A 20,249-nucleotide genomic window follows, 5' to 3' on the forward strand; every position below is an offset into this window, starting at 1 on the left:
GTAGTTGAGGATAACAAAGATCAGTTATGTCTGAATTATCTTCTACGCAAGGAGGAGAGTCTTGATCGACAGAAATAACAGAACGAGCGAATGCGGATGCTTCGAAGCAGTCTGGTGCACAGTCAGATTCTGACAAAGTAAAGCCAGATAGTGTTGTTTGAATCCCTTCCATTACTGTGATCTCCATAATTAATCACATATTTGACCAGTGCTTTTGAAAAAAGTTTCAACAAATAGACTGATAGAAGACAAACAAAAGAGCCAGAGGGGGCTCAGGCCTTAAAAGGGATAATCCTGATTAGCATTGAACCTTAAGGTGGGCATTAGACCTACCCCTCAATTTTCAATGGGTTTCGGATGGAACCACGAAAGATATAATTCTGTCACGAGAGCAGAGTCGGTCTGCTCGTAACTGCAATTGATACGGCAGGAGTTTCAGAGCGAACACGCCTGATTTTAATCCTCAGCAGCGCAGCGGGACATCTAATCCCGGAATTTGTTCAGGCAATGGCTTCTGCTTCCTTTGATCGCTGCCAGTCCAAAAGCTCTTTAATGGCCCTGGTCACTTCCTCCACACCGTGAATGATGTTGGGCGCATTAAGGTGAGCGCTGTGCTTGAGGTCGGTTTCCAGCTCCAGACAGGCTTCCAGAAGTCTTGGAGCTGCACAGTATCGGCAAGCACCATGAAGTCTGTGAACCCGATCCAGTAGCGGCTCGTGCAGATTATTTCGGAAGCTTTCTTCGATCGTCTGCAAATCCTCTGGCAGACCACCAAGTAGCATGGCCAACATTTCTCTGGCCAGTTCCTGGTTGCCGGCAGCAAGCTTTATGCTCTTCTCGACGTCTATCGGTGATAAGTTGGGTTTTACCTGTCTGGATAGATTTTCTTCAGTCGGTTCATCGGGTGCCTGCACCGAGTTACCCGTCCAGTGACTGATGGTGGTGACCAGTTGCCGGGTATTGACTGGCTTGGTCATATAGTCATCCATACCGCTTTGCAGAATCTGTTTGCGTTCCTCGGGCAGTGCGTGGGCAGTCACAGCAATAACAGGAATACGTTTATAGATATTGTTGATATTTCTGATTCGACGCGTCGTTTCTAATCCGTCAATGTCAGGCATCTGAACATCCATCAGTATCAGGTCGAAGATTTTCTGATGGCAGTATTCAATGGCTTCAAAACCATTGTGAGCGGTGGTTACAGACTGATTCATTTTTAACAGAATGGTTTCCAGTAACTTAAGGTTTACCTGGTTATCATCCACGATCAGGATATCCAGTTTTTTTTCAAATACTGCTTTGGCGGGTTGCATGACGTCGGTTCCGGAGAGTGTATTCGAGGTCATCCCCTGAATCGCCAGCAAGAGTTTGTTTCTGGCCACGGGTTTAAGGAGGCAGTGAATCCCGGTGGGCAGAGTTTCAGGGTGATTAGTGTTACCGGCCATGGCTAGAATCAAAACAGGGCTCTGTGTGAGATAGCTCTCGGCGATCCTCACGGTGCGTTGCAGACGATCATCACCCTGGCTCAGAAGAAGCAAGTCATAGTTATGATGGTTTTCAACGTAAGTTTGCAGCTCGTCCAGAGACTGAAACGAAGTGACTTTTAATCCCAGGCTTTGTGCCTGATGCCCAATGGAAAGTCTTGAGAGTTCCTGTGGCTCATAAAGTAATACATGATGGCAGCCAGTTATGGGTTCTGGCTTAAACAATACGTTTTCCTCTTTTATTGGATGGGCTCGAATGGTAAACCAGAAAGTAGAGCCTCTGCCAAGATCAGAATCGAGTCCGATTTCCCCTTGCATCTGTTCCACAAGACTTTTGCTGATAGCGAGTCCCAGGCCAGTCCCTCCGGCTTGTCGGGTTCTGCTGGAGTCGGCCTGTGAGAAAGCGTTGAAAATACGTGAGTGCTGTTCGGAAGTCAGGCCTGAGCCTGTATCCGTGACAGTAAACTTTAGTGTATGGACGTCAGAGTCATCCACTTGCTCCAGCATGACTCGAATGGCGACGCTGCCGTAACTGGTGAACTTGATCGCGTTGCTCACGAGATTGGTTAGAATCTGGGAGAGCCGCAGTTTGTCACCAATGATATCTTCAGGAGTGTCCTCGTAAATGAAGCTGGCCAGTTCCAGCGATTTATGGTGCGCTGCAGGGGCCATAATAGCCAGAACATCATCAATCACTTCCCGTATACTGAGTTGCTGATTGTCCAGTTCGAGCTTGCCTGCCTCAATTCTGGAGAAGTCGAGAATGTCATTCAGCATGGTCATAAGACTCTGGGCAGACTTCTCAATAGTCGACAGGTACTCCCTTTGCTGTGATTTAAGTTCCGTTTCAAGCAACAGGGCGGCATAGCCGGAGATTCCGTTCAGGGGTGTCCGGATTTCATGGCTCATATTGGCCAGAAATTCACTTTTACTCCTGGAGGCTTCAAGTGCTTCTTTTCGGGCCAGATCCAACTCAACGTTCTGGATTTCTATGGTTTCCAGAGTTTCGTGTAACTCATTGGTGGATATGTCAGCGCTTCTTTCCAACGCCTCCCGGGAGTGAGTCAGCCGTTCCAGCAGTCTGTTGACCGCCAGCTCTAATGTGACATAGATACTCCCTGGAGAGGCTTTCAGTCGGCTATCCCGATCTTGTACGTCGATTTCATCCATTGCATCGGTGATGGATTGCATGGGAATGATCAGGGAGCGGGACAGTTTCATACAGAGAGACAAGACAACGCCAATGGCGAGAGCCAGCAGAATAATGGCCAGAAGTGTGGCTCTGTGTTTCTTTATAAGTGTTTCCGAATAAGTGTATTCAAGCTGGAGCCAACCGATGGTTTCAGTTGAATCACCACGGAGTTGAACCACAGGGGTAATAACTCTTAGTGTGTCACCTGTGGTGAACAGAGAGAGAGCCTCAGGTAATGGCTGGGGCATGCCTATAGAGAGTAGATTGGGGCCTGCATGGAGTAATTCCCTGCCATTTCGATCCAGCAGACTGACTGCCCTGACGTCGGTATCATCGAGCGTTTGTATGGCAAGGTCACGGGTGCTCTGCATCTCGCCGCTTTCTATTGAATAAACAACAAGCGTCGCCAGCCTGCGGGTCATATCCCTGGCCTTTTTGGTCAACTGTTGGTCTAGCCCGGTTAAATGTGCCCAAAGGTAAAGGCTGCACATCAGAGCCGATATGAGAGTGCCTGGCAGCAGTGTCAGAACCAGAATTCTGCGCTGAACAGTCTGGAAAGATGTTTTCATAAGTAATAATTGTACAGACTGGATTATTATCATTTATGCTGGGGGCATCATAAAAGTTATGTGTCAATTTTGGAAGTTTTGGTTGAGAGAGTATGGATTATCCCACAATCGAGTCCCTGGTGGGCAACACTCCCCTGATTCGGCTGCAGAGATTGTGTGCCGGGCGAGGAAACACGATTCTGTTGAAGATGGAAGGGAATAATCCTGCCGGATCGGTCAAAGATCGTCCGGCACTATCCATGATATCTGAGGCTGAAGCCAGAGGCGTCATCAAGCCCGGAGAGAATCTGATCGAAGCAACCAGTGGTAACACCGGCATAGCCTTGGCTATGGCTGCTGCCATCAAGGGCTATCGAATGATTTTAATCATGCCTGACAACATGAGCGCAGAGCGCAAGGCAGCTATGGCTGCTTATGGTGCAGAGCTCAAACTGGTGAGCAAGGAAGAGGGTATGGAAGGAGCCAGAGATCTGGCACTGGAGATGGAAAAGGAAGGTTTGGGAAAGGTGCTTAACCAGTTTGCTAATCCGGATAATCCACTGGCGCATTACCAGGGCACCGGTCCTGAAATCTGGCAGCAGACCGGCGGTGAAATTACCCACTTTGTGAGTTCCATGGGGACTACCGGTACCATCATGGGCACTTCCCGATTCCTGAAAGAACAGAACCCGGGCATCCAGATTGTGGGTCTGCAACCCGCTGACGGAGCCAGTATTCCGGGCATTCGTCGCTGGAGACCAGAATACTTGCCGGAAATATTCGATGACAGTCGTGTAGACAGGGTGATGGATATCCGTCAGACCGAAGCTGAAGAAACCATGAAAACCCTGGCCAAAAAAGAAGGTATTTTCTGCGGTGTATCTTCCGGTGGTGCTGTCGCCGGAGCACTAAGGCTGGCTGAAGAAGTGGAAAATGCCACCATTGTCTGCATTATTTGTGACCGGGGAGATCGTTATCTTTCTACCAATGTCTTTAACCCGTGACAACAATCAGTTTGCTGCTTGTGTCGTCCGACAGGCTGCCGGGGCCTGAATTCAAAAAAGATTTACACAGTCATTGCTTAACAGCACTGAAATTTTATACGGCTGTAGGTACAATTCTCAGCGTTAATCATTTTTTGCGCAGTTATGCCATGAAAATGCAGTGTTATTAACTCCAGCACTGTTTCTTGTTGTCAGGGGCAATAGGCTTTTGATGGCTGGTAGCGTGCGTATTTCTGAATCTGAAGGATACAGTTTCATGCGATCTCAAAAGGCTTCTCCGGGCGCCAGACGCCGGGTCGTTGGAGAAGTTCTTATACACGGCCTTTCCCATGATGGTCGTGGTCTTGCCCGTTTAAAAGGTAAAACCCTCTTTGTCGAAGGGGGGCTTCCCGGCGAGCAGGTTGCAGTCCTGTTGACAGAAGATCGACGTCGTTTCAGCAGTGGTCGGGTTGCTGATATAGAGTCTGCTTCAGACGAACGCGTCTCTCCTCCCTGTCGACATTTTAAAGCCTGTGGTGGCTGTAGCCTGCAATACTGGTCCCGTGAGGGACAGCTTCAGGGCAAACAAAATATTGTATTGGATCAGTTGCAACGGTTTTCATCGCTGACCCCCCTGGAAGTTGCTGACCCCTTAATTTCCCAACCTTATGGCTATCGTTATCGTGCCCGATTGTCGGTTTTGTGGAAGAAAGGCCGTTTATCACTGGGATTCAGAGAGAAACAGAGTAATCAGATTGTTGATATTCGGGAGTGTCCGGTTCTGGCTGGACCGTTGCAACCTCTGCCCAAACTGCTGCGAGAATGGCTACAAGAGTTGAATCAACGAGAAGCGATCAGTCATGCTGAGCTGTTTCTGGCTGATTCTGGTCGTGCCATTATGCTGAGACACATCAGGGCTTTACCGCCTGCTGATTTGAACAGGCTGGAAGCATTTGCCCGGGAGCAGCAGCTGTATCTTTACCTGATGGGGGATGATAAGCAAATTCGCTGCCTCTTCTCTCCGGTGGGTGATCCCTGGCTGTATTACCGGATACCAGAGCTGGACCTTAAGTTTCAGTTCAGGCCGACAGACTTCACTCAGGTCAACTGGCCCATTAATTGTCAAATGGTGACACAGGCTCTGGATTGGTTGGAATTAACGCCGCAAGATCGGGTGCTGGATTTGTTTTGCGGTCTTGGCAACTTTTCTCTGGCAATCGCCAGAAAGGCGGCTTCTGTCATTGGTGTCGAAGGCAATGCCGGGGCTGTTGAGAGAGCTGCATTCAATGCCGATCTGAATGGTCTGAAAAACAGTCGTTTTTATCAGGCAGACCTCGCAGCGCTGGTCAGGGGAAATAAGTCGGGGGAAGACTGGATGTATCAACGTTATGATGCAATGTTACTGGACCCTCCCAGAACCGGTGCCATTGAAATTATTGAACAGATGAAAGGTTACTTACCTGAGCGGTTGCTTTATATCTCCTGCAACCCTGCAACCCTGGCCAGAGATGCGGGAGTCCTTGCAAAACAGGGATTCAAGCTGGTCAGGTTAGGCGTGATGGACATGTTCCCGCAAACCGGGCATGTCGAGTCCATGGCACTTTTTAAAAAGTTTTGATTCAGGAGTGCCCTTCATTCAGGCAGTGCCCCAAAAGTAATAAATGGAAAACTTGCATGGTAAAGGTTAGAGAAGATCATCCTGTTCGCTTTGATGGCTCCATTGATTTGGATGCCTGGCTGGTGCGTATGCAGGACAGCTTTGGTGTGACCGGTACGGATCGCCTCAAAGCTGCCTGTGAACTCAGTCGTTGGGCCGAAAGTGAGGCTCGTGAGCAGGCGGACACTGTCTGGCCTGCAGGCCTGGGCTGCTTTCGAACCGGTCTTGAGATGGTTGAAATCCTTGCAGAGCTGAGACTGGATACCGAAACGCTGGTGGCTGCTGCGCTCTATCGAGCTGTCCGTGAGCACAGACTGTCCATGAAACAGGTAGAAGAGGACTTCGGCAAGACTGTAGTTCGTCTGATTAAAGATGTTCAGGGTATGGCGGCGATCAGTGAGCTACTTAACCCGGCCAGAACTCAGGTGCTGGATCAGAGTCAGGACCAGCTGGAAAAAGTCCGCAAGATGCTGGTATCCATTATTGATGATGTGCGCGTTGCACTGCTCAAGCTGGCAGAGCGCACCTGTGCCATCAGGGCTTTGAGAGATGCCGATAAAGACAAGCGCCGTCGGGTGGCCCGGGAAGTTTTTGAAATCTATGCACCATTGGCTCACCGTTTAGGTATCGGTTATATCAAGTGGGAGCTGGAAGACCTTTCCTTCCGCTATCTGAATCCGCAGGATTACAAGCGTATTGCCCGACTGTTGGATGAGAAGAGAACCGATCGCCAGCAATATATTGATCATGTTGTCGATCAACTTAAGCAAGCGTTGGGTGAAGCCCGGATTGAAGCCAATGTCTATGGCCGCGCCAAGCACATTTACAGCATCTGGCGGAAAATGAAACGCAAGGGGCTGGATTTCCGCGATCTATATGATATCCGTGCTTTTCGGGTGATTACCAAAGAAGTCAGGGATTGTTATGCGGCTCTCGGTGTTGTGCACTCTCTCTTTAACCACATCCCCCAGGAGTTTGATGATTACATCGCAACGCCCAAGGAAAATGGTTATCGCTCCCTGCACACAGCCGTATTTGGGCCAGAAGGCAAAACCCTTGAAGTTCAGATTCGAACCGAAGCCATGCATGAAGAAGCCGAGCTGGGCGTTTGTGCTCACTGGAAGTACAAGGGCACGGACGTTAATGCCAAGAGTGACAGTTATGAAGAAAAGCTCAGCTGGCTGCGGAATGTCATGGAGTGGCATGAAGAACTGGGTGATCTCGGTGGCATCGCTGAAGAGTGGCGTTCTGATGTAGAACCGGATCGTATTTATGTGTTCACAAAAGCAGGTCATGTCGTGGATCTGGCTATGGGAGCAACGCCCATCGATTTTGCCTTCAGAATTCACTCTGAAGTGGGTTTGAAATGCCGTGGCGCTAAAGTGGGAGGCCGCATTGTGCCTCTGAATCACAATCTTAAAACCGGTGATCAGGTAGAAATTCTGACCGCGCCCAGTGTTCAACCGAGTCGTGACTGGCTCAACCCGGATCTTGGTTATGTCAACACTAACCGGGCAAGGGCAAAAATTACCAACTGGCTGAAAAAGCAGGATCGCGACTCCAATATTATTGATGGCAGTCATCAGCTCAATGCCGAGCTCAAGCGCCTGGCTCTGACAGAGGTTGATTTCAACGATATCTTGCCTCAGACACCTTTCAAGGAAATGGATGATATGTTCGCTGCCATTGGGGCTGGCGATTATCGTGTCACTCAGGCCGTAGCCCTTGCACAAAGAGAACTGGAACCAGAAAAAGAAAAAGGGTTTGAGATCCGTACCCGGGCACCTCAGGAAAAAGTCTCTGACAGTACTATTACCATTGACGGGGTGGGCAATCTGTTGACCCAGATGGCGGGCTGCTGTCAACCGGTGCCGGGTGATCCCATCATTGGCTACATCACGGTTGGCCGCGGAGTAACGATTCACCGACAGGACTGCAACAATGCCTTGAATCTGCAGGAGCAGGAACCGGAAAGGCTGATAGAGGTGAACTGGGGTTATTCTCCGGAATACATGTACCCGGTGGAAATTATCATCACTGCCTATGATCGTTCCGGGCTGCTGCGTGATATTACCATTGTTCTGGCTAATGAACGGGTCAATGTGCTTTCTGTACAGACTCGAACCAGCAAAGAAGACAACACTGCCAATATGTTGTTGACGGTTGAAGTTCAGAGTTTGCAGCAACTCAGTAAAGTGCTGGCCAAAGTGAATCAACTGCCCAATGTGATTGAAGTAGCCCGCCATCGCGAGCGCGAGGAAGTGAAATGACTCAGAGTAGCCTTGAGGACTTGCTGTATCTCATCAGTCGGCTTCGGGATCCTGAAACCGGTTGTCCCTGGGATCTTGAGCAGGATTTTACGACGGTAGCCCCCTATACGCTTGAAGAGACCTTTGAAGTTCTTGATGCTATTGCCAGTGAAGATTTTGAAAATCTTCGTGAAGAGCTGGGTGATCTGCTGTTTCAAGTGGTATTTCTTGCAAGAATGGCAGACGAGGCCGGGCTCTTTGATTTTAATCAGGTCGTTGCCGGTCTGGTGGAGAAAATGGTGCGACGTCATCCCCATGTTTTCCCTGATGGAACTCTGGCGTCCAGAAAGTCACCGGACGATGACACTACTACGGATCAAGTCATTGAAAACTGGCAGACGATCAAGCAGAAAGAGAGACTGACAAAGGGCGAGAAGACTTCAGAGTCTGCTATGCCGTCAAAATTACCGGCTGCTTTGCCATCGCTAACAAGAGCATTCAAACTGCAAAAAGCGGCCGCAAAAGTCGGTTTTGACTGGTCAGATGCCGAACCCGTGTTTGACAAGATTCAGGAAGAAATAGAAGAAATACGTGAAGTTGTGCGAGAACGGCAGGGCAATGACCGGATCGCAGAAGAGATAGGTGATCTGATGTTTGCTTGTGTCAATCTGGCACGTCATTTGTCAGTGGATGCGGATATGTCAGTGCGCAAAGCCTGCGACAAGTTTGAGAATCGGTTTCGAAGCATGGAGTTCAGGGCTGCTGAAGAAGGCCGTGAGTTTCAAGAGTTAACACTGGATGAAATGGAAGCCTACTGGCAGCTGGGGAAAGTCCTTTAGTGGAGCTCACTGGTTGGAAAAACGTTGGCATTTTTGCGCCATAACGGCATGAAACGCGCGAAAATCGAAAAAATAGCAAGGCGAGAACCTTGACTCTTTGCAAAAATGCAGGCTTATAGATCTTATTAGAAAAAAAACGAACATATGTGAACATTGATTGATTTAAATCAATGGTTTTGCGTTGATGAGCTTTGTTGTTATTTGAAATAATTCGCCCGCTGTCGAGGCTGCTAAACAGTAATGAGTTTCATTAAGGCCTCGCTCTTTTTTCTTGGATACATACCCACGTGGCGGAGCTCATTTTTATGCGTAAATCTCTGTTTGGCGAATGCCTGTCTGAGTTTATTGGCGTTGGCCTTCTGATTTTCTTCGGCGTCGGTTGTGTGGCTGCACTGGTTCTGGCGGGTGCTGATTTTGGTCAGCTTGAAATTTCTATCGTCTGGGGTCTGGGCGTCTCTATGGCCATTTACGTAACCGGTGGTGTTTCCGGTGCTCATCTAAACCCGGCAGTGACTTTGGCATTGACTGTGTTTAAAGGTTTCGAAAAGCATAAGGTTTTGCCTTACATCGTCGCCCAGATTTTAGGTGCTTTCTGTTCCGCCGCATTGGTTTATTTTCTTTATAGCAATCTTTTTGCCGATTATGAGCTGGCCCAGGGTGTTGTTCGTGGTTCTGAAGAGAGTCTGGCTACTGCAGGTATCTTTTCCACATACGCGCACGGTTCCCTCAGTAATATGCAGGCTTTTGCTGTGGAGTTTGTGATTACTGCTGTGCTGATGGGCGTTATTCTGGCTATCGGTGACAACAACAACGGTGATTCCAATGGGGCGCTGTCCGCGCTGTTGATCGGTTTGCTGATTGCAACCATTGGTTCTGCTTTTGGCCCTCTGACTGGCTTTGCCATGAACCCGGCCCGCGATTTTGGTCCCAAGCTGTTTACCTATATGGCTGGATGGGGTGAAGTAGCCCTGACCGGTGCCCGATCCAATCCTTATTTCTGGGTACCAATATTGGCTCCCATCTGCGGCGCAATGGCTGGCGCATGGATTTACATCAATCTGTTAGGTAAACAATTAGAGCCCGAAACAACATTGGGTCAGGTAGAGATAAAGACGACATAATACAGTAAACCTCGTTCATTGACGTAACGCTCTGTGATGTTTTCTTCAAAATTCAGGCTACCTTAAACATGAAAAAATATCGTTTCGAGTTTAAGAAATGGTCGGAAGAAAACTATTGTGTGTGGTTTTTTTCTTTATTTATGACGACATTTGCAAATGCCTCATTAATAACTACGATAAATTCTGTTTTGGATTTAATCGATCAAATCCTTAAATATCAGGAAAAATCGTTCGGAGTTTAAGACATGGTGGGAAAGAAGTGGTGGTGCGTGGCTTTTTTTTCTTTGTTTATGGCATCATTTGCAAATGCGTCATTAACCACTACGGTAAACGCTGTTATGGATTTAGTCGATCAAATACTGACAGAAAAGTTAAAAGCAGGTGATTTGAATTCAGATATATCAGAAAATCATGAATTTAATCTTGATATTGCGCATCTTAGAAGTTTGTATGCATCATTGCTCACCAGAGAGCAGCCTTTTTCCGACAGGGGCTCTTTTGAGGTTTACAAAAAAAGAGTTTTACCTCGTCCTTTCAGGTTATTAGGTTATAGTTCTGAGTTCTCGCAAGCAGGACTGGATGAACTTCAAGCTCGCTATGTGCCTGCTGTCACTCCTGGTGCTTTTTTTGATTCTGAAGGAAAATATCGATTTTTTGCAGATGCACGACACCATGCAATGCTAGATAGCTTGCCAGACAGTGATGTTAACAGGAGAGTAAAGCGCATACTATCCAGTTTTGTTGACATATCCAAGGAATCTATATTTGTTTCCACTTGCTCAAGATTTGGACTGCTTGATAGGCTTCAGGAAATTGTGGAGCAGGTTAAAGCTGTTTTAGAAAGTTAGTTTCAAACAACGAAAACATAACAAAGCCCGCCAGCCGGTGTGCCTTCGCCATGTGGCTGAAGGCGGCGTTATACGGAAAGTGCAGTCTTTCTCACTGTTTTGGGTAACAGGCTGAATAAGGCGCACTCCAGATATCAGCTCAGAGCTGAATGATAAAGAAGATTGATTATGACCATTGAGAAGAAATACGTTGTTTCATTAGATCAGGGTACTACAAGCTCTCGAGCCATTATCTTTAATCACGATGGTGGCATTGAGGGTACTTCACAGCGTGAATTTACTCAGTACTACCCACACGCGGGTTGGGTCGAGCACGATCCCATGGAAATCTGGGCGACTCAAAGCTCCGTGCTCACTGAAGTTCTGGCCAAGACAGGTATCCGTTCTGACGAAATCGCTGCCCTGGGCATCACCAATCAGCGTGAAACCACTGTCGTTTGGGATAAAAATACTGGCCGTCCGGTCTATAACGCGATTGTATGGCAGTGCCGGCGTACAACCGAAATCTGCGAGCAACTGAAGAAAGAAGGTCTGGAAAGCTATATCAGGGAAACTACCGGTCTGGTTTTGGATGCTTATTTTTCGGCAACGAAAATTAAGTGGATTCTGGACAATGTAGAAGGTGCTCGTGAAAAAGCTGAAAACGGCGACCTGCTGTTCGGTACCATCGATACCTGGCTGACCTGGAAACTAACTGACGGGCGTGTCCATGTCACCGATTACTCGAACGCTTCTCGTACCATGCTTTACGATATCAACAGGCTGGAGTGGGACGAAAAACTGCTGAAGGCCATGGGCATTCCTGCCTCCATGTTACCGGAAGTAAAATCCAGTTCTGAAGTGTATGGCCAGACGAACATCGGTGGCAAAGGGGGTACCCGCATTCCTGTAGCCGGTATTGCAGGTGATCAGCAGGCTGCTCTGTTTGGACAAATGTGTCACGAAAAAGGTATGGCCAAGAATACCTATGGCACAGGCTGCTTCCTGCTCATGAATACAGGGAGTGAGCCGGTTAAATCTGAAAACGGTCTGCTGACGACCATTGCTTTCGGCATTGATGGCAAAGTGCAATACGCTCTGGAAGGCTCCGTATTTATGGGCGGTGCTTCCGTTCAGTGGCTTCGCGATGAACTGGGACTGATTCGTGACGCGGCTGACACAGAATACTTCGCCAGTAAAGTTAAAGACACTAACGGTGTTTATGTTGTACCTGCTTTTGTCGGGCTGGGCGCTCCCTACTGGGACCCCTACGCACGAGGAGCAATCTTTGGTTTGACTCGTGGCGCTAACCGTAATCACATTGTTCGTGCAACATTGGAAGCCATTGCTTATCAGTCCCGTGATCTGATCGATGCTATGGAGCAGGATTCAGGTATCGAGATGAAACAGCTGCGTGTCGATGGTGGTGCGGTCGCCAATAACTTTTTGATGCAGTTCCAGTCTGACATTCTTGGCACTGAAGTGGTTCGTCCGACGGTTGTTGAGTCCACGGCCGCAGGTTCGGCCTATCTGGCGGGGCTGGCTGTTGGTTTCTGGAACAGCACCGATGAGCTAAAAGATAAGGTTTCCGTAGATCGAGTCTACGCTCCGGCAATGACCGATGAAGATCGTGTGAAACTCTACGATGGCTGGAAGAAAGCGATCGTTCGCAGTCAGTCCTGGGAAAACCAGTAGTGATGTCAATTTCCTGATTCTCACGCAAGTGAGCCTGCTCTGGCAGGCTCACGAATGCAATGAGAATAAATATATTTTTCAGCGCCCTAAGTTCTGGCTGACCCGGGTTTCTGGTTCATTGGAGATGACTTTTTACGCAGGCCATCAAAGGTGAAAATGATCAGGGCAAACCAGATCAGGCCAAAAGTGATGAGTTGAGCCTGGGTCACTTCTTCTTTATAGACGAACAGTCCAACCAAAAAGGAAATGGATGGGCCAAGATACTGCAGGATGCCTATAGTAGTTAATGCCAGCTTTTTGGCCGCCATAATAAACAGAACCAGAGGGATGGTCGTGACCAGTCCGGCGAGAGACAGCAGGAGGCTGGTGTGAGTGTCCGAAAACCGGAAACTGTGGTCACCACTTTTGTAGATCCAGAAAAAGTATCCCAGCGTGGCTGGCAGCAGAATCAGGGTTTCAAAAGCCAGACCGGGGACAGCGTCTACCTGAGTCGTTTTCCTGACCAGTCCGTACATGCCAAAGCTCATGGCCAGAGCAAAGGCCACCCAGGGCACGATACCCAACATCAGTATTTGATAGATGACGGCGACCGTTGCCAGCAGAATAGCAACTTGCTTGAGCGGTGACAGTTTCTCATTCAGGAACAGGTAGCCCAGAAGAACATTAAACAGTGGGTTGATATAATAACCCAGGCTGGTTTCAAGAATCCTGTCATTGGTCACACCCCAGATAAAGATCAACCAGTTTGCACCGACCAGAATAGCAGACAGCGCCAGTGTTCCCGACAATTTGATACTCGAGAAAATCTTCTTTAGCTCTGAAGTTGTACCCATTATTTTCAGTAAGGCCAGCAACAAAATCGCTGACCAGAACACACGGTGTCCCAACACTTCAAGTGGGGGCACATTTTCCAGCGCTTTAAAATAGATGGGTACCAGTCCCCAGATGGTAAAGGCCATAACACCCAGTGCAAAGCCGGAAAAATCTCGTTGTTCGGACACTCTTTTTTCCTAATTGGTTACTTCTCAAGTACCTCTTCAGGTACCTATTACGCAGTTATGGTGAGCATGCAATTCTTACCGTTTTTAACGGTGAGCCCGATAAATTTTAAGAAGCATTGAGCGGGTTGTTCTGTTTTTCATAATGAGGCATTGTGCCTGAACATTCGTTGCTAGTTAACCCACTGCCGAATTAAGAAGTACGCATTGAGAAAACAGTGCCTGAGCCGATGACTTTACTTAAGAATGAGTAAAGGATGCAAAGGCTGCGATGCAATGGATTGTCGGGTTTATGATGCTTATGTTGAGTCTGTCCACTCAGGCCGAATTGCAGTTACCTGTTTATCGTGTAGCGATTGTTGATCGCTTTTTCCCTCCGGCCGAAGGCTTTGAAAATGATGAGGAGCGGGTTCTTCACGGCTGGCTTTATGGCATGATGGATTTAGACGACGATGAACGTCAGGAACCTTTTTATCATGGTGATGTTGTTCGGCTGATTGCCTCCCATCCCCAGATTACGTTTATTCAGTACCCGATTCTGGATGGGAAGAAACCCATGTCAGAGATTTTGGTCAACCTTAAAAATATATTTGCCCGTTACGCAAAACAGCCCGTTGATGCAGTTCTTCTTTCCTGGGAGTCTTCCACGCTGATTAGCACATTTAAGGCACCGCTCGAGCTGGAGCGGGCGGGTGAGTACAAGGATAAAGTCAGGGAAATGGGACAGACTGATGAAGTCTGGAAAACCACACACCAGATTATCATGGCTCTGGAGGCTCTTACCGCCAAGGGTATACAGGTCTATACCATTGCCGGTAACGGCGGGACAGGAATGATCAATACATTTTCTCTGGCGGATGATGTGGTCACGGTGGGCTCCGTCGAACCGGAATTGAAACATTTCGTTGCTAACAATCCCTTTGTTGATACCCACGCCCAGGCTGCCTACGAAGTCATCCGGGTTGATAATTCTGAAGGTGAGCCCATTGGCTATGACCTGAATGGCGACCAGTGTGTTGATATTCCACTGGATCGCCTGACCGGTTACACCCGGAAAGTAACAGAATACCCTAAAAAATTCTGGCGATTGCTTACGGGGTCTTCATTTGCTGCTCCTGCTGCTCTCAAGGCAGCACTGTTTGCGAATCTGCCATTGAGAGCTTGTCACTACTAGTCCCTGAACCGTACAACAAACCACGCAGCCCAATTGAATACGTGTCAGGAATCAGTAATAAAACGACATATGTCAATTATTTGGTGGTCATTCTTTAGCTTTTTTTGCTGGAGTATTTTCACTGCCGGCTGACTTTTGGACAGCGGCGAGGATGCCTCTGAGCATATTCAGCTCCTTGGCTTCAGGTCTGGCTCGGTTGAACAGGCGACGAAGACGGGTCATTACCAGGCCCGGGTGCTGTTTGATGATAAAGTTAATCTTGTTCAGCGTCTCTTCCAGGTGTTCGTAGAAATATTCGAGCTCGCGGGCCAGAGGGTACTCTTCGGTTTCGTTGCCGGAAAAATCCGACTGGCTCTGGCGTAATTCTGCCTTGCGAATGTCGTAGCAGAGAATCTGAATGGCAGAAGCCACGTTCAGTACCGGGTATTCAGGGTTGGCATCAATGGAGACATGATAATGACATTTCTCAAGCTCCTGATTAGTGAGTCCCATGGTCTCCTGACCAAAAACCAGTGCCACTGGATTCCGGACCGCTTCAGTCACCAGTTTGTCTGCACAATCTTCAGCCGTCAGCATGGGACGGGTAAAGGTATGGTTGCGACTGCGGGCGCTGGTTCCTATCACCGCGGAGCAATCAGCAATTGCTTCATCCAGGGTCTGAAACACCCTGGCAGCCGACAACACATCCCGGGCCCCTGCTGCCATAGCCTCAGCACCCGGGTCAGGGAATCGCCGGGGAGAGACTAGACAAAGGTCTGAGAGTCCCATGGTTTTCATGGCTCTGGCTGCGGAGCCAATGTTTCCCGGATGAAAGGTATTGATCAGAATAATGCGAATGTTAGACAGCATCGTGACCCGAATTAGCACTGAGAAGAGGAATCTAAAGCCGGGCATTATACGTTGAGTTGTTTTGACTTACGACTGTTATTGCAATGACCCACTGGTCGGATACTTATTGGATGAAACCGGTGTGAATTATCGCCATTCTTTCTGAAAGGGTACGGTAATTTACGGATGCCTGACTGTATAACCACCCTGGTTCAGATAGAATAGCTTTCTTTTCCCCTCAGGTTGTTTCCTCTGCTATGAGACGTATCACGGAGAAGCGGGCTTATAAATGGTTGATCGGCCAGCTCAGTCCTACACAGAACTGGTTGCTGGCATCCATCATACTGGGCTTGATCAATGGTCTTCTGTTCCTGGCGCAGGCTTCGTTGCTGGCGAAAATTATTCATCAGATCGTGATGGAAGACGCAGTCAGGGCGTCTTTGATCCATGACCTGATGCTGACTGTCATGATCATAGTGCTGCGAGCACTTTGCCATTGGGGCAGGGAGATCACTGGTTTCAGAGCCGGGTTGGTTGTCAGGGAAGTCATTCGTGGAGCCATTCTCAACAAGCTAAAAGCTCTGGGCCCTCTGGTGATTGCTGAGCAGCCTGCAGGCAGCTGGTCGACTATGGTGGTAGAGCAGGTGGAAGAGCTACAGGAGTTTGTTGCTCGCTACATTCCACAGATGGCTCTGGCGGTATTAATTCCTTTGGTCATTTTGATCGTGGCCTTTCCAATGAACTGGACTGCCGGTCTGATTTTCTTGGGGACAGCCCCTTTGATTCCAGTGTTTATGGCATTGGTAGGAATCAAGGCCGCTGAGGCGAATCGACGGAATTTTCGGGCCTTGAACCGACTGGGAGGCTTCTTTCTGGATCGTTTGCAGGGGATGGAAACGTTAAGGCTGTTCCAGCGCACCCGCCATGAGCACGAGTCTCTGAAAACGGCCAGTGAAGATTTTCGACATAAAACCATGCAGGTTCTGCGACTGGCCTTTTTATCTTCCACGGTGCTGGAGTTTTTTGCGTCTGTTTCCATTGCCATTCTCGCCGTTTACCTGGGAATGAGTTTTCTGGGCTATCTCAATTTTGGCAGTTATGGTGCCGGGGTTAGCCTCTATTCCGGTTTATTCCTGCTGTTGTTGGCACCTGAGTTTTATCAACCTCTGCGTGATCTGGGAACGCATTATCACGCTAAATCAAAAGCAGTAGGTGCAGCAGAACTTATCCTTGAGACGCTTGAACGCGAAGAGTCCAGGGTGCATCAGGGCAAGGGTTCGTTGGCCATGGAGACGCCGGTTTCACTCAATGCAGAGCGTCTGACGGTTCAGGGTAGTGTCGAAGGCAGAGCATTACTCAAGGAAGTCTCTTTTGACATTGCGACCGGCGAACGGGTGGCCATCATTGGTCCCAGCGGGGCAGGTAAGTCGACGCTGGTTAATACCCTGATGGGATTCTGGAACTATCAGGGCAAAATCAGGGTCGCCGGAGAAGACCTCTCCAGCTTTTCAATGGATAACTGGCGTAAAAGAATCGCCTGGTTGGGGCAACAACCCATGATTATCCATGGCACGGTCTATGAAAATGTTTCATTAGGTCGTGATCTGGATGAGTCTCAGGTCAATCGGGCTCTGGCAAAGGCTCAGGCTATGGAGATTGTCGAACAGTTACCAGAGGGGCTGAACGCTCTGCTGCAAGAACAGGGGGGTAACCTTTCTGTAGGGCAGGCACAGCGAATAGCGTTGGCAAGAGCCATCGCTGAGCCGGTGAAATTGTTAATTCTGGATGAGCCAACAGCCAGTCTGGACGCCTACAATGAGCGCCTCGTTCTGGATGCTCTGGAAGCCATTGATCCGGAATGTACGGTGATCACTGTCACTCATCGGCTCAAGCAAATTGATTCGATGGACAGAGTGTTGATGCTTGAAAACGGGCAGTTGGTCGCCGATGGTGAACCAGGTGTTCTCAAACGGGAGTCTGCGGTGGTGCAAGCCTTTGTGGCTGGTTTAGCAGGGAGTCTTGATAATGAGTGATTTGCTGCCTTATTTAAAGCTTTATCGCAGGCACTGGGGTGCTCTGTCTGTGGGTATGTTACTGGCTCTGGCGACCTTGCTGTTCAGTCTTGGGCTGTTGGCTTTGTCTGGCTGGTTTATCACGGCAACGGCTCTGGCGGGTCTGACGGTTGTGACCGCTCAGACGTTTGACTTCTTCTCTCCCGGTGCGGGGGTTCGAGGTTTTTCGATCGGTCGTACTGCTGCCCGATACTTTGAACGATTGGTGAGTCACGATGCTACCTTCAAGCTGTTGGCCTGGCTGAGAAGCTGGTTCTTCGAGAAACTGCTTCCACTTTCTATGACTCAGTTGAAGCGCTATCGAAAAGCTGAGTTGCTGAACCGTCTTGTGGCGGACGTTGATGCTCTGGATCAGCTTTATCTGAGACTGTTCAGTCCGGTCACTGCTGCGGTGCTGGTTGTTATTCTGCTTTCCCTTGGACTGAGTTTCTTCAGTCCTTTACTGGGCCGGGGGGCGATACTGCTGATGGGCGTCTGGCTGATCGTGCTACCCCTGATGTTCTACCGCCTCGGTTACAAGAGTGGTCGGCAACAGGGCAAGCTGATGGGGGAGCTGAGACAAAAAGTCCTGGACTATCTACAGGGCATGGCTGAATCCAGAATTTATGGTTCAGAAGTCAGGATGAGAGAACGTACCGACGCTACTGAGCAACATCTGCACCATACCCAAAAAAAAATGTCGAGACTGGAAGGGCTGGGTGGTGCGTTGATGTTGGCCGGGGCTGGCATTTCAGCGGTCATCATGCTGTATCTTGCCGCAGGAGAATATCAGCAGGGTGTTATTTCCGGGCCCGTTATGGTTATGTCGGTTTTTGCGGTGTTGGCAGCTTTTGAAGCATTGATGCCTTTGCCGGGTGCTTTCCAGTTTCTTGGCAACACCCAACTGGCCGCTTCGAGGCTGACCGAAATCCTTGAAGAAGAAGCCATTGAATTTGGAGATAAAACCCTACCGGATGCCTTCAAAGGCCAGATTGCTTTTCTGGATGTCTATTTCCAATATCCAGCCGCAGCGGTCAGTAAGACAGAGGGTCCGATGATTCTGGATGGCATCAGTCTTGATATTCCAGCAGGTCAGCATCTGGCATTACTGGGTAAAACGGGTTGTGGCAAGTCAACACTGATCCGAATCCTCACCCGACAGCTCACGGGGTTTGAAGGCAGAATCGAGGTGGGTGGCATTGCCATTAATGACTATTCCGAGGCTTCACTCTATCAGTTGTTAACGGTGATTCCCCAGCAAACCCACGTGTTCAGTTCGACGCTCAGGCAAAATCTGAAAATGGCCCGACCCGAAGCGCAGGACAGTGAACTTTTGGAAACGGTCAAGGCGGTAGGTCTGGATCGTCTGGCAGCGGCTGAAGGTGACCATAACTTGCTCGATCTATGGCTGGGGCAGGGTGGGGTTGCTCTTTCCGGAGGAGAGCAGCGCAGGCTCGCGATAGCCCGGGCACTTTTGAAAAAGGGTGAAGTGTTGATTATGGATGAAGCCAGTGAGGGGCTTGACCCGATCAGTGAGGATCATTTGATGAATCAGATTCTGGACGCATACCGGGATAAAACCGTCATTATGATTACCCATAAAAAGGCCATGCTGGAGCGCATGGACCGCGTGATTCAAATGGATGGCGGGCGCGTTGTTTAGCCGGGAAATTCTATGGTCATGACGGTTTTTTTGGACGCCCTCTCTCGTCCAGTTCTGTATCGAAGTCGATCAGGTTGTCATCGTTGCCTTGTCGCTGGCTGAGAAATTGCGCGGTCTCTTGTTTTTGACGATCACTGATCACTTTTCTGAGTAAGCTGAGCTCGGACAGTCGATGACTGTCAGGGTTGGTCGCCAGTTCATCCCGGCAGGCTTTCAAGAGTTCGATTTGCTCGCGGGGGGAATAGTGGCCTATAAAACTGTCCATATACCGATCGGCCGATTCCCGGTCATGATTCTGATTGGGAAGAATTTCGTGATAACGCCCCTTTCTTTCAATCTCATCCGGGCTATCTGTCGGCAATACCGTCAGGCTTTCCCCTTGATCATTGGCTTCAGGGGGATTCATTAGCTTCACTGCAACACTCAGGCGCAGGGACATGCGAGCCGCATCATTGCGATTAAGGCCCAGGCTGGCAAATTGTTCCATCTGCCAGGGGATGAGTTCTGCCACCAGAAAGTGTTCAGGGAAAGGTTGATCGTTTTCAATGCACCAGAGGGCAAAACTGTACGGGTCTTTTTGCCAGAGTTCCCGGGCTAGTTGAGTGCGCTCGACAAGCTCCTGTTCCGGGACTTTAACAGGAATCAAACGCTGGTCAACCAGTCCTGCCCCGGCAACGCTCCGGGCCCAGCGGCATTCGTGAATTTCCCGCTCATTGATCTTTTTATCGCTGAGCCAGCCACGGCCCCTGAGCATGTCAGCCAGTTTAAGACCGAAGTCCTTTACCTTTCTGACCATGCGCCTCCCGAGCCAGCGAGGCTTGTCTTCAGGTTCGGGCGGCTGTCGGCTTGTCGGAATCGTTTCCCGGAGGAGGTCCTGTCGGAGTGTGTTCAGGCAGTTTTCAACGCTGGTGGCCATGGTTCAGTCCCTGTAGAGCCGTCC

Annotated in this window: 14 protein-coding genes; 10 read left to right on the forward strand and 4 right to left on the reverse strand. The window is 49.2% G+C overall.

The features are described 5' to 3' along the window. Nucleotides 1-500 precede the first annotated feature (500 nt). Nucleotides 501-3,245: a response regulator gene (locus KDK19_RS08530; RefSeq protein ID WP_257291738.1), complete on the reverse strand. Its 2,745-nt coding sequence runs from the start codon at nucleotides 3,243-3,245 to the stop codon at nucleotides 501-503. A 92-nt stretch (nucleotides 3,246-3,337) separates the two neighbouring features. Between KDK19_RS08530 and cysM the strand changes: the two genes are divergently transcribed. The 7 genes from cysM to glpK all read left to right on the forward strand — a co-directional run bounded on the left by cysM (nucleotide 3,338) and on the right by glpK (nucleotide 12,595). After that, the gene (gene cysM, locus KDK19_RS08535) at nucleotides 3,338-4,228 is read left to right on the forward strand and encodes a cysteine synthase CysM (RefSeq protein ID WP_257274668.1); all 891 of its coding nucleotides are present in this window, start codon (nucleotides 3,338-3,340) and stop codon (nucleotides 4,226-4,228) included. A gap of 256 nt (nucleotides 4,229-4,484) precedes the next feature. Further along, on the forward strand, nucleotides 4,485-5,825 hold the full coding sequence (gene rlmD / locus KDK19_RS08540; protein ID WP_257274670.1) for a 23S rRNA (uracil(1939)-C(5))-methyltransferase RlmD: 1,341 nt from the start codon (nucleotides 4,485-4,487) through the stop codon (nucleotides 5,823-5,825). 56 nt (nucleotides 5,826-5,881) lie between these two features. After that, nucleotides 5,882-8,134 (forward strand): GTP diphosphokinase, encoded by a 2,253-nt coding sequence (relA, locus tag KDK19_RS08545; RefSeq protein WP_257274671.1) that lies wholly within the window; start codon nucleotides 5,882-5,884, stop codon nucleotides 8,132-8,134. Beyond that, nucleotides 8,131-8,952, forward strand: a complete 822-nt coding sequence (gene mazG, locus KDK19_RS08550; RefSeq protein WP_257274673.1) for a nucleoside triphosphate pyrophosphohydrolase — start codon at nucleotides 8,131-8,133, stop codon at nucleotides 8,950-8,952. The genes relA and mazG overlap by 4 nt, the downstream gene beginning before the upstream one ends. A gap of 305 nt (nucleotides 8,953-9,257) precedes the next feature. After that, the gene (locus tag KDK19_RS08555) at nucleotides 9,258-10,073 is read left to right on the forward strand and encodes an MIP/aquaporin family protein (RefSeq protein WP_257254546.1); all 816 of its coding nucleotides are present in this window, start codon (nucleotides 9,258-9,260) and stop codon (nucleotides 10,071-10,073) included. 245 nt (nucleotides 10,074-10,318) lie between these two features. Next, nucleotides 10,319-10,921, forward strand: coding sequence for a hypothetical protein (locus KDK19_RS08560; RefSeq protein WP_257279746.1), 603 nt, complete (start codon nucleotides 10,319-10,321; stop codon nucleotides 10,919-10,921). A gap of 168 nt (nucleotides 10,922-11,089) precedes the next feature. Then, nucleotides 11,090-12,595 carry a glycerol kinase GlpK gene (gene glpK, locus KDK19_RS08565; protein ID WP_257274677.1) on the forward strand — a complete coding sequence of 502 codons (1,506 nt, stop codon included), beginning with the start codon at nucleotides 11,090-11,092 and terminating at the stop codon, nucleotides 12,593-12,595. An 86-nt stretch (nucleotides 12,596-12,681) separates the two neighbouring features. On the opposite strand, the gene rarD is transcribed toward glpK, so the two are convergent. Further along, nucleotides 12,682-13,596, reverse strand: coding sequence for an EamA family transporter RarD (rarD, locus tag KDK19_RS08570; protein ID WP_257274678.1), 915 nt, complete (start codon nucleotides 13,594-13,596; stop codon nucleotides 12,682-12,684). Nucleotides 13,597-13,864: 268 nt separating this feature from the next. On the opposite strand from rarD, the gene KDK19_RS08575 reads away from it, so the two are divergent. Then, nucleotides 13,865-14,767 carry a hypothetical protein gene (locus KDK19_RS08575; RefSeq protein ID WP_257279745.1) on the forward strand — a complete coding sequence of 301 codons (903 nt, stop codon included), beginning with the start codon at nucleotides 13,865-13,867 and terminating at the stop codon, nucleotides 14,765-14,767. An 87-nt stretch (nucleotides 14,768-14,854) separates the two neighbouring features. Here the strand turns inward: KDK19_RS08575 and trmJ are convergent, their stop codons facing one another. After that, the gene (gene trmJ, locus KDK19_RS08580; RefSeq protein WP_257274681.1) at nucleotides 14,855-15,616 is read right to left on the reverse strand and encodes a tRNA (cytosine(32)/uridine(32)-2'-O)-methyltransferase TrmJ; all 762 of its coding nucleotides are present in this window, start codon (nucleotides 15,614-15,616) and stop codon (nucleotides 14,855-14,857) included. 236 nt (nucleotides 15,617-15,852) lie between these two features. On the opposite strand from trmJ, the gene cydD reads away from it, so the two are divergent. Then, nucleotides 15,853-17,628, forward strand: coding sequence for a cysteine/glutathione ABC transporter permease/ATP-binding protein CydD (gene cydD / locus KDK19_RS08585; protein ID WP_257279744.1), 1,776 nt, complete (start codon nucleotides 15,853-15,855; stop codon nucleotides 17,626-17,628). After that, nucleotides 17,621-19,309: a cysteine/glutathione ABC transporter ATP-binding protein/permease CydC gene (gene cydC, locus KDK19_RS08590; RefSeq protein WP_257291739.1), complete on the forward strand. Its 1,689-nt coding sequence runs from the start codon at nucleotides 17,621-17,623 to the stop codon at nucleotides 19,307-19,309. The genes cydD and cydC overlap by 8 nt, the downstream gene beginning before the upstream one ends. A 16-nt stretch (nucleotides 19,310-19,325) precedes the next feature. Here cydC and KDK19_RS08595 read toward each other — a convergent pair whose 3' ends face one another. Beyond that, nucleotides 19,326-20,225: a hypothetical protein gene (locus KDK19_RS08595; protein WP_257291740.1), complete on the reverse strand. Its 900-nt coding sequence runs from the start codon at nucleotides 20,223-20,225 to the stop codon at nucleotides 19,326-19,328. Between the last annotated feature and the right edge of the window lie 24 nt (nucleotides 20,226-20,249).

This window comes from Endozoicomonas sp. ONNA1, assembly GCF_024606325.1.
Classification (GTDB): Bacteria; Pseudomonadota; Gammaproteobacteria; order Pseudomonadales; family Endozoicomonadaceae; genus Endozoicomonas_A.

Bases quoted from the DNA above. Each gene is read 5' to 3' on its own strand.
- KDK19_RS08530 (WP_257291738.1), bottom strand. From the start codon at position 3,245: ATGAAAACATCTTTCCAGACTGTTCAGCGCAGAATTCTGGTTCTGACA.
- cysM (WP_257274668.1), top strand. From the start codon at position 3,338: ATGGATTATCCCACAATCGAGTCCCTGGTGGGCAACACTCCCCTGATT.
- rlmD (WP_257274670.1), top strand. From the start codon at position 4,485: ATGCGATCTCAAAAGGCTTCTCCGGGCGCCAGACGCCGGGTCGTTGGA.
- relA (WP_257274671.1), top strand. From the start codon at position 5,882: ATGGTAAAGGTTAGAGAAGATCATCCTGTTCGCTTTGATGGCTCCATT.
- mazG (WP_257274673.1), top strand. From the start codon at position 8,131: ATGACTCAGAGTAGCCTTGAGGACTTGCTGTATCTCATCAGTCGGCTT.
- KDK19_RS08555 (WP_257254546.1), top strand. From the start codon at position 9,258: ATGCGTAAATCTCTGTTTGGCGAATGCCTGTCTGAGTTTATTGGCGTT.
- KDK19_RS08560 (WP_257279746.1), top strand. From the start codon at position 10,319: ATGGTGGGAAAGAAGTGGTGGTGCGTGGCTTTTTTTTCTTTGTTTATG.
- glpK (WP_257274677.1), top strand. From the start codon at position 11,090: ATGACCATTGAGAAGAAATACGTTGTTTCATTAGATCAGGGTACTACA.
- KDK19_RS08575 (WP_257279745.1), top strand. From the start codon at position 13,865: ATGCAATGGATTGTCGGGTTTATGATGCTTATGTTGAGTCTGTCCACT.
- trmJ (WP_257274681.1), bottom strand. From the start codon at position 15,616: ATGCTGTCTAACATTCGCATTATTCTGATCAATACCTTTCATCCGGGA.
- cydD (WP_257279744.1), top strand. From the start codon at position 15,853: ATGAGACGTATCACGGAGAAGCGGGCTTATAAATGGTTGATCGGCCAG.
- cydC (WP_257291739.1), top strand. From the start codon at position 17,621: ATGAGTGATTTGCTGCCTTATTTAAAGCTTTATCGCAGGCACTGGGGT.
- KDK19_RS08595 (WP_257291740.1), bottom strand. From the start codon at position 20,225: ATGGCCACCAGCGTTGAAAACTGCCTGAACACACTCCGACAGGACCTC.